Raw genomic sequence first — 10,077 nt, forward strand, 5'->3', positions numbered from 1 at the left:
GGCGCGGCGGTGGTCGCGCCGAGCGCCACGGCGCCCGCGCCGGCGACGCTCCAGCCGAGCAGCGACCGGCGGCTGAGTTCCGTACCCTGCGGCGGGACCGGTGGGGGGGTCTGCGCCATGGACTTCTCTCCTCGAAGCGGTGGTGGTGGGGTCAGGACGGCAGGGGTGCGGACCAGACGTCGGCGATGGACGGGTCGTAGCCGTCCCCGGTGTCGCGGAAGCGCACCCGGACCACCCCGTCGCGGGTGACGTCGGGCAGGTCGACGACGAACTGGTAGCTGACCGTGCCGACGCCGCCCTGGTGCGCCGCCAGGAGCGGGCGTGCGCCACCACCCGGTCGACGACGACCTCGTAGTCCTTCAGTTGCGCCTGGTCGTAGGTCTCGACGGCGCGCAGCACGAACGGTTCGCCGGGCGCGACGGCGAGGTCGAACTCGAACCAGCCGCCGGGGTAGCTGACGTTGGTGTAGCGACGGGTCAGCCCGGCCTCGGTGTTGGTGCCGGAGTGGGTCGAGGCGGTCAGGTGGTGCGCCTGCTCGGACGCGGCGTCGCCAAGGTCGACGTGGTCGTACGCGTCCGGCGGCGGGTTGGTGAACCGGACCGGGACCGCGAGCATGCGGCGTTCGGCCTCCGTCCCGCCGGTGGCGAGGGTGACCTGCGCCGGTCCCTCGGTCACCGTCACCGGCGCGGTGAGGATGGTCGACACGGTGGTCTCCGCGCCGGGGGCGAGGTCGAAACCGGCCCCGTCGGGTGCCACCCGCCAGCCGTCCGGCGCGGTGGTGGTGAGCCGCCCGGTCACCGGGACGGTGGCCCGGTTGCGCAGCACCGCGTTGACGGTGGTCGCGGCGGCGGGGGCCACGGCGGTCGGGGTCGCGGCGGCCGACACGATGACGACGGCCGGCGCGGTGGTGAGCGTGCCCGCGACGGGCAGGGTCGCGGTGCCGCCCTGGTGGCGGTAGCCGGCGGAGCCGTCGAGGGACACGGTCGCCGGCGGCTGCCCGGCGGGGATGCGTAGCTCGTAGTGGTGGCTGACGGCGGCGCCGGGGGCGACGGTGGTGGCCTGGTCGCCCACCGGGGTGACCGTCCAGCCCTCGGATGCGTGCAGGGTGGAGGTCACCCCGGTCAGTGGCTCGGTGCCGCCGTTGGCGACCACGACGCTGGCGGCCACGACGTCGCCGGGCAGCCGCTCGCCCACCGGCAGGTCGAGCTTGACCACCGCGCCGACCAGGGCCGAGGACGCCGCGGAGAGCCGCTGGTCGACCCGGGCGAGGAGGGTGGTGAACCGGTCGGCGTGTGCGGCGTCGATCCGATCCACGGTGACCTGGGTACGCAGCCAGCGATCCAGGTTGGCGGCGGTGGCCAGGGCGCGGTGCACATCGGTGGCGGCGGCGACGCGGTCGCCGGCCAGGTACGCAGTCCGCGCCGCGGTCGTCCCGTCGGCGAGCTTGCCGAGCTGGGCGCGCAGGTGTTCGACCACCGGTCGGCCCAGGTCGGCCGCCAGCTCGTCGGTCAGCGCCGCCGACGCCCGGACGGTGTCGGCGGCCTCGCCCAGGTCGCCCAGCACCCGGTCGACGGCGAAGGAGTAGGAGCCGGATCCGATCTCGTAGACGGCGACCGCGCCGTCCATCCGGACGAACCGCACGCCGTCGGCCTCGTTCGCCGGCCGGCCGCCCTCGGTGACCGCGTTCCGGCCGGGCGCCGGGATGCGTACCGTCGCCGTGGTGTTCCCGGGGACGGTGAGGCGCAACCGCATGTCGCCACGGCCGTCCAGGCTCCAGTCGCTACCGATGATCCCCTGGGCCGCCCGGTACGACGCCCGCGCCGAGGTGAGGCCGCCGCCCGGCTGCGGCGCGAAGGTGAGGTGGGTGTAGCCGGGGTTGCCGGGGTCGGGCTGGATACCGGCGATGGTGCGGTACATCCAGTCCCCCACGGCCCCGTAGGCGTAGTGGTTGAACGAGTTCATCGACACGTCGCCGAAGCTGCCGTCCGGCATGATCGAGTTCCAGCGTTCCCAGACCGTGGTGGCGCCCTTGCCGATCTCGTAGCCCCAGGACGGGTAGGTGTCGTTGAGCAGCAGCCGGTAGGCGACGTCCGCGTGTCCGGTGTCGCTCAACGCCGGCAGCAGGTCCGGGGTGCCGAGGAAGCCGGTGGACAGGTGCCAGTCGTGCCGGCGGACGTTGGCGACGAGCCGGTCGGCGGCCTTCGACCGGAGCGGCTCGGGCAGCAGGTTCATCCCGATCGCCAGCACGTACCCGGTCTGGCTGTCGCCCTGGACGGTGCCGTCGTCGGCGACGTACGTGTCGACGAAGGCCTGGGCGATGTCCTTCGCCAGCGCCGCGTACCGGGCCGCGTCGTCGTCCCGGCCGATGGCGGCGGCCATCTCGCCCAGCAGGCGGATGGTGTACGCGTAGTAGGCGGTGCCAATGACGCCGGCGGGTGTCGGGTCCTCGAGGTTGAGCCAGTCCAGGTACGGCCCGGCGTTGGTACGCCGGTTGCCGGAGCTGGTGCTTTGCAGCCAGGACGCGTACCGCGCCATCGACGCGTAGTGCTCCTCGACGACCCGGGTGTCCCCGTAGCGCTGCCACAGCGTGTAGGGCACGGTGATGCCGGCGTCGGCCCAGCCGGTCGCGCCGTCACCGCAGCAGGCGCGCGGCGCGACGTCGGGGTACGCCCCGTTGGCCGACTGCGCGTCGCGCAGGTCCTGCAGCCACTTGCCGAGGAACGTCAGGCTGTCCATGTTGAACGTCGCGGTCTCCGCGAAGACGTTGATGTCACCGGTCCAGCCGAGCCGCTCGTCGCGGGCCGGAGTGTCGGTGGGGATGGACAGGAAGTTGCCGCGCTGGCCCCAGGTGATGTTGCTGTGCAGTTGGTTCACCATCGCGTTGGAGGTCTGGAACTCGCTGGTGAGCCCCCCGTCGGTGTGCATGACCAGGCCGGTGACGGTGGTGAGGTCGGGGGTGCCGGGGAAGCCGGTCAGCTCGACGTAGCGGAAGCCGTGGAAGGTGAATGTCGGCTCGTAGACCTCCGCGCCGCCGCCGCGCAGGGTGTAGAGATCGGTGGCCCGGGCCGAACGGAGGTTGGCGGTGTAGGCGGTGCCGTCGGGGTTGAGCACCTCGGCGTGCCGGATGCGGACCGTGGTGCCGGCCGGGCCGTCGACCTTCAGCCGCACCTTGCCGACCATGTTCTGGCCGAGGTCGAAGATCCAGGTGCCGGGGGTCGGCTGGGTCAGGGCCCGGGCCGGCAGCTCCTGCACCACCCGCACCGGCGGGTCGGCCTGGGCGACGATCGGACCGGTGGCGCCGGGGTCGTCCAGGATGGCGGCCGACCAGCCGGTGTCGGCGAAGCCGGGCGCGTCCCAGCCGGGCGGTAGCCGCCGCGCGTCGTACGTCTCGCCCTGGATCAGGTCGCTCTGCAGGAACGGGCGGGTGTGGCGCGCCAGAAGCCGTCGGTGGCAATCGTCTCGGTGCGGCCGTCGGTGTAGTCGATGACCAGTTGTGCGTTCAGGTGCGGGCGCGAGCCGTAGTGGTCGGTGCCGAAGGAGGCGATGGTGCCGGAGTACCAGCCGTCGCCCAGCATGGCGCCGAGGGCGTTGTCGCCCTGGCGGAGCTGGCCGGTCACGTCGTACGTCTGGTACTGCACCCGCCTGCGGTAGTCGGTCCACCCGGGGGCCAGTTCGTGGTCGCCGACCCGCCGGCCGTTGAGCGACAACCGGTAGACCCCGAGCGCGGTGGCGTAGATCCGGGCGCGGGCGATCTGTCCGTCGACCCGGAAGCCCCGGCGCAGCAGCGGGTTCGCGTCCAGCGCGGTGAGCATCGCCTCGGTGTTGCCGGTGACCCGCAGGCCGCCCGCCGTGGGGGTGCCGCCGCCGAACGGGTTCTCACCGTCGGTGAGGGGGGCCGCGAAGAGGTAGGCGCCGCCGCGGGTCACCGAGAAGTCCGAGAAGACGCCGGTCTCGGTTCCGCTGGTGCGCAGGCCGACCGAGCCGCCGGCGTGCGCGGCGTTGCGGGTGACGTCGACCTGCATGCCGTCGACCCAGGTGGTGATGGTGTCCCCGGCGGCGGTGATCCGCAGGGTGTGTGGGACGGTCAGCTTGTCGGCCGGCACGACCGCGCCGAGCGGCACCTCCTTGAGCAGGCTCCAGGCGCCGTCGACCCGTACGTGCGGGCGCAGCTTCGCGGTCCCGCCGGTGATGGAGAACTGCCACATGTAGGCGTTGGCCGGGCCGTGGGCGCGCAGGAAGATCCCGGCCGCGTCCCGCTCCAGGCGCACCGTCGTCTGCACGGTGTAGTCGGTCCAGGTCTCGGTGGGTGGCGGCAGCCCGATCCAGTCGCCCCGCCAGCCGTCGGCGCCGCCCACTCCGGTCTCCCAGGAGGCGGGGGCGCTCCACCCGGAGGTACGGCCCGCGGTGTCCCACACCCGGACCTGCCAGGCGTAGCGGGTGCGCGGTCGCAGCGCCGGGCCGGCGTAGGCGACGAGGGTGCTCTGCCGGGACCTGACCCGCCCGCTGTCCCAGACGTCGGCGTCGTTGAGGCGGGCCCGGCTGGTGGCGACCCGTACCTGGTAGGACTCCTGGACCACGCTCCGGGCGGTGGACTCGACCCGCCAGCCGAGCCGGGGCTTGGCCACGTCGAGTCCGATCGGGTCGGTGCCCCGTTCGGTGGTCAGGCCGTCCGCCGTGAGCGGGGCGGCCGCCGGCTCGGCGGCGGCCACCGGGTCCGCCGCCACCGCCGTTGGGGTCAGCCCGAGGATCAGCGCGAGAACCGTGGCGAGCACGGGTCGGCGCCGCATCGTGAGCGTCATAGTTCTCACCCTTCCGGGTGCGGCGGTCCGCACCGATCTCATGGCGGCGTCCGGGCCGGTCGGCGTCCGGGCCGGGGTCAGCGGGGTTGGGCGGCGGTGTCGGCGACCGGGTGGAAGGTGGACCGGCCGGAGCCCACCTGGAACACGGCGCGGCCGTCCTCGATCCCGTCGGCGCGGGTGCCGTTGAGGTGGAGCTCATAGGTGTGGTCGGCGGCGGTGTAGGCGCGGGCGCGGACCACCGGGCTGGTGTTCGGGTGCACCTCAGTGCCGGCCAGGGTGTAGTCGTCGGCGTCCGTGGTGGCGCGTCGGATCCAGCTGGCGCCCTCCCACTGGATGTCGGAGTTGCCCGTCTCGAAGGCGCCTGCGCCGGGCGGGGACTGCTGGCCGGCGCGGTCCCAGGTGCGGACCGTCCACTCGTACGCCGCGCCCGCGCGCAGGGCAGGCCCGCAGTAGGACACATAGGACCGTTGGTCGGAGGCGACCCTGCCGGAGTCCCACGCCAGGTCGCCGCCAGCTGCCGTGACGGTGATCCGGTAGGCCGTCTGCGTCTCCCCCGGGTCGGCGTCGCGGGGCAGCCAGCCGAAGCGAGGGGCACCCTCGACATTGAGCGGATGGGTCCGGTCGTCCACGGTCAGCGCGGCCGGCGCGTCCGGGGCGTGGCCCGGGTCGGCCTGCGCGGATGGGGCGCCGGCGACGACCGTGGCGAGAACGATCCCGGCCGCCGCGACCACGGTGGCCCGGCTCCGGAGCGGCTGGGTTTCGGGGGTCCGAGGGGTCACGCCTGCCTCCGCGCGGTCGTGAATCGTTTCAGGCAGGCTACGTGCTGATGTTCCACGTGTGAAGACATCCTTCGTGGCCGGATCCGGACACGGCACCTGCCGCCGCCGTCGGCCGTCGCGGACGTGGCTGTCGGGCCATCCAGGCCGCGGGCGGCCGGGCCGGCGAACCGGTACCCGACCGCCCACGTTCTGATCGCTGGCGAACCTACAGGTCCAGGTGATCGATCCAGATGTTGCGGTACTGGACCGGGTTGCCGTGATCCTGCAGCCGGATGGCACCCGTCGCCGGGCCTTCGGGCCGGCTGCTGCCGGTCGGGCCGAGGATCTCGACGTCGTCCTGCACCTTCACGCCGTTCCAGACCACCGTGACGCGCGGGTTCTGGACCTTCTTGCCGGCCGCGTCGTAGCGGGCCTGCCGGTAGACGATGTCGTACGTCTGCCAGGTCTCGGGCGGCAGCGCCGCGTTCGCGTCGGGGGCCTTCTGGTTGTAGATGGCCGCGGCGTCGTTCTTCTGGGGCGGGTTGATGCCGAACGAGTCCAGTATCTGGATCTCGTAGCGGTCCTGCAGGAACACGCCGCTGTTGGCACGCGCCTGGCCGGTCACGTCCGGTGGGTACAGCGGCAGGTTGAACTCGAGGTGCAGGCGGAAGTCCCCGAAGGCCTGCAACGTGCGCAGGTCCCCGTTGCGAACCGTCATGGCGCCGTCGGCGACGGTCCAGGTCGGTTCGCGTCCGTCGGTGTGTTGCCATTCGGTGAGCTCGCGTCCGTTGAACAGCGTGATGCGCTTGCCGTGCGGCCGCACCGCGAGCACGTCGAGATTCACGTGTCCGGAGTCCGCGGCCTCCTTGCGGTACTCGACCACGTTGCGTCCCTTGTTCAGCGGCACGGTGGTGGTGACCGTTCCCCATTCCTCCCAGGTCACGGTCGAGGGGAAGACCGTCTGCTCGACGCGTTCGCCGTTGACGTACAAACTCAGCTGCTTCTGCCCGGAGTAGGGGTTCGGGCCGTTGCTGTAGCGCATCGCCAGGTCGTAGCTGCCGCTGTCGCCGACGTCGACGGAGATACGGGTCGACGAGCCGTTCTCGGTGAACCCGGCGGCGAAGCCCGCGCCGGAGTAGGCGGCGTGGTCGGTGGCCATACCGACCGCGACCGTTCGGCCCTCTTCGGCCTCGAAGAATGTCTGCGGTTGCACCACGCGGCCCGGGATCTCGTTGAGCGTGTACCAGGCCTCAGTGTTCCACAGCTCCTCGCCGCCGGCGGAGGAGAACGGACGCGGGGAGCGCACGTGCACCACGCGGTTCTCCTTCAGGCCCGGGATCTGCAGCTCGACAGTGCGGCCGTCGGCCGACAGCTCGGCCTTGGCCACCTTGAGCGTCTCCAGCTCGAGCTTCGGACCGCCGTACTGGCTCGTGGCACCGTAGCGCCACTGCTCCACCTGGTACGCGTCGGCGAGCTGCTGCGCGGTCTCGGCGGACAGCGGCTTGGTGTACTCCAGCTCGAATCCGACATGCGACGCGCGCATCTGCTTGACCTCGAAGACCGATGTGCCGTTGGGCGTCAGCTTCTGCAGGCCGTAGGTGAGCTTGCCCTCCTGGCCCCAGTTGCCGCCGGCGCCCAGGCCGCCGACGTAGAGCGCACCGTCGGGGCCGAGGGCCACCTCGTTGATGCCGGACTCCAGGCCCTGCGTGTGCCGGAACACGGCGCCCTGGTACTGCCCCTCGATCTCTTCCAGGAAGACCCGCTGCAGGCCGCCGTAGGTCACGTCACCGACGACCAGCTGCCCCGCGTACGGCCCCTGCTTCAGCAGCACCGGCGTGGACGGCGAGTTGGCGATCTCGTTCTGTGGCAGCCAGACGATGGGACGGGTCACCGCCTTGTCGTCGTACGGGCCCGCGGGGGTGGTGTAGTGGTTGTAGAACGCCCCTTGCTTGATCTGGACCAGCTTGTTCGCGGGCAGCCAGCCCCCTTGGTTGTCGGTGACGAGGACCTCGCCGCGCGGTCCCCAGCCGATGCCGTTGGGGGTGCGCAGGCCGCCGGCGACGTACGTGATCTCGCCGGTCGCGGCCTTCACCTTGATCGACGTGCCGCGGTTACGCGCCGGCTGGGGCACGGTGGTGGCGCCACCGAGGTTGATGGCGACTGACAGGTTGAGATAGAAGTACCCGTCCCGGTAGAGCAGGCCGAACGCGAACTCGTGGAAGTTGCCGCCCCACGGCCAGGTTGCCACCGTCCGATAGTCATCGGCGACGCCGTCGCCGTCGGTGTCGCGCAGGGCGGTCAGCTCGTGCTTCTGGCTGACGTAGACGGTGCCGTCGACCACCGCCACTCCCTGCGGTTCGCGCAGCCCTTGCGCGAACTTGCGGTAGGTGACCTGTTCGGGGCCGGTCTTGCCGGTGACGCCCTCGACCAGGTAGACCTCGCCGGTCGCGTTGTCGGTGCCGCCCCAGGTCGAGATCACCAGGTCGCCGTCGGGCAGGAAGGCCATGCCGGTGACCTGCGGCTTGAAGCCTTCGGGGCGCAGGTCGGTGAGCGTGTAGCCGGGGTGCACCCGATCCAGGGGAAGGCCGTCTCCCGCCGAGTCGGTCGCACCCTCGCAGTACTTCCATCCCGGGGCGGTGACGCGTACGACGTCGGCCTCGGTGCTCAACGCGGAGGTCGGCACGAGTTCGAATCCGCTCGCGCCCGGGGGACGCCACTCCAGCCGCAGCACCTGGCCGCCGCCGTTCTCGAAGAACTCGACGAACAACGGGTGCAGGCCGGCGGCCAGGGTGAGCGACCCTTCCTTGGAGGTTTCGCCGTGCAGGCCGTCGTGGTCGACGACGAGCTTGTCGTCGATCGTCAGCCGCGACCCGTCGTCGCTGGTGAGGCGGAACGTGTACTCCCCGTCGGTGGGCACGGTGAGGTTGGCGATGGCGTGGCTGATGAACCGGTCGGACAGGCCGAACTCGTCGGTGCTGGTCCAGTTGATCTGCGGCATCAGCTTGTCGACGTTCGGAGTCTGAGCGGGTTTGAGGGTGCACAGCGCCGACAGTGGTACGCCCATGTCGTATGAGCGCAGGGTGACGCCGGGTTCCTGGGGCGGGACGCCGGCGTTGACGGGCGCCGCCGCGGACGGGGTGACGGGGACGGCAGCGAGCAGGGTCGCCAAAGCAGCACCTGCGGCCGCGAACGCGGCTCTCCGGCGTCGGCGCCGGCCGTTCGGTGCGGTCACGGTTCCTCCTGGTGCGAGTGGTGGGGGGCCCGGTCGGGAGGATCGGTGGGGCTCGCCTCCCCTGGACCGGCGTCTTCGATCTCGCAGCACAAAAGATCGATGAGCAACACGCTAATCTTTAGATCGATACGATTCAACTTTTGAATTTGCGAATGAAAGCAGGGCCCTCCGGGGTGGTGCCGAACCGCCGTGAGGTCAGGGCTTGTCGATCAGCTCGGCCAGCGCGGCGGCCGACCTAGAGTGAGGGCGGCGACCGCGACCGAGGGCTACGGCGGACACCCGATGAACGTCTACGTGCACCGCCGCCCACCGGAACGGGTCGCGGCCTGGCTGGACGCCGCCGGCTTCATCATCGAAGCGAAGATGATGCACCGTCCTGCCCCGAACGTCGAGGGCGGGTTCGTCTTCGCCTACCGGTGAGATGGGCGGAACGATCCGTAGTCGCACCCCAGAGACGCCGGAGGTCGACGCCCTTCTTCAGGGTCAGGCCACCCTCACGGGACCGTTGGCCTCTCGGCTGGCCGGTGAACCGCCAGCGGTCCGGCACGGACCTCGCCGAGCACCTCACTGGGTGATAGGTCGGCGGCAACCTCATCGCGGCCCAGAGCTTTCGTGCGGACTACCCTGACCGCCGTGGCGACCATCGAGCAGCTTGAGCGGAGCGTTTGGCCGGACCCCGGCTCGGATGCCTCGTTTCTCGTGACACGCTGCGCCCAGCTGCGACGCAAGCCGTTGGCTGAGTTCACGGTCGAAGACCTGCGCATCATGCTCGGTCAAGAGATTGGCGTGCCGGCTTTGCTGCCTCTCGCAGTTCAGGTCCTGCTCCGAGATCCCTTGACCGAGGGCGACTACTACCCGGGCGACCTGCTCTCCAACGTGCTGCGGCTACCCGACTCGGCGTGGTCGAGCCTACAAGCGGAACGGAAGCGACTGTCATCTGCTCTGGCTGAGCTCGCTGCCCGTCCTTGCTCCTCCGATCCTGACCTCAGACCTCGCGAGCCGGACCGACTGCTTCAGGACGCCATCCTGCGGTTTATGGCTCGATGAGAGCGGATTTCCTTGTCGGGCAGTCGTAGACCGTGCAGCCTCCCCGACCCGCGCGATACGAGATCAAACTGCCCGTTCTTCCGAGCTGCGCACACGGCGTAGCAGCGGCAACACCGCTCGACATCTCACCGCATTCCCCCGCCGTCCGCTCGCCTCTTGCCAACTAGGCCGTGTTTGGTAAGGGGTCGGCGGGTGGTGAGGTGCCGGCGTGGCGGTGATCGATAAAGGCTGAGGTCTCCGG

General features: G+C 71.2%; 5 protein-coding genes and 1 pseudogene. 2 read left to right on the forward strand and 4 right to left on the reverse strand.

Features of this window, described 5'->3' with window-relative positions:
• The 4 genes from B0E53_RS28070 to B0E53_RS28080 all read right to left on the reverse strand — a co-directional run.
• The coding region (locus B0E53_RS28070; protein ID WP_246835636.1) for a family 78 glycoside hydrolase catalytic domain at positions 1–3,252 on the reverse strand (3,252 nt) is incomplete at its 3' end.
• A gap of 146 nt (positions 3,253–3,398) precedes the next feature.
• The gene (locus B0E53_RS39745; RefSeq protein ID WP_246835637.1) at positions 3,399–4,799 is read right to left on the reverse strand and encodes an alpha-L-rhamnosidase N-terminal domain-containing protein; all 1,401 of its coding nucleotides are present in this window, start codon (positions 4,797–4,799) and stop codon (positions 3,399–3,401) included.
• A gap of 77 nt (positions 4,800–4,876) precedes the next feature.
• Positions 4,877–5,578 carry a hypothetical protein gene (locus tag B0E53_RS28075; RefSeq protein ID WP_107078773.1) on the reverse strand — a complete coding sequence of 234 codons (702 nt, stop codon included), beginning with the start codon at positions 5,576–5,578 and terminating at the stop codon, positions 4,877–4,879.
• A 205-nt stretch (positions 5,579–5,783) separates the two neighbouring features.
• A complete protein-coding gene (locus tag B0E53_RS28080) occupies positions 5,784–8,789 on the reverse strand; it encodes a family 16 glycoside hydrolase (RefSeq protein ID WP_210406243.1) in 3,006 nt (1,001 codons plus the stop codon).
• Positions 8,790–9,047: 258 nt separating this feature from the next.
• Here B0E53_RS28080 and B0E53_RS28085 point away from each other — a divergent pair.
• Positions 9,048–9,209 (forward strand): annotated as a pseudogene (locus tag B0E53_RS28085) (SAM-dependent methyltransferase); the annotation flags it as partial.
• A gap of 213 nt (positions 9,210–9,422) precedes the next feature.
• The gene (locus B0E53_RS28090; RefSeq protein WP_168215427.1) at positions 9,423–9,836 is read left to right on the forward strand and encodes a contact-dependent growth inhibition system immunity protein; all 414 of its coding nucleotides are present in this window, start codon (positions 9,423–9,425) and stop codon (positions 9,834–9,836) included.
• Positions 9,837–10,077 lie beyond the last annotated feature (241 nt).

This window comes from Micromonospora sp. MH33, from assembly GCF_003013775.1.
GTDB lineage: Bacteria > Actinomycetota > Actinomycetes > Mycobacteriales > Micromonosporaceae > Micromonospora > Micromonospora fulviviridis.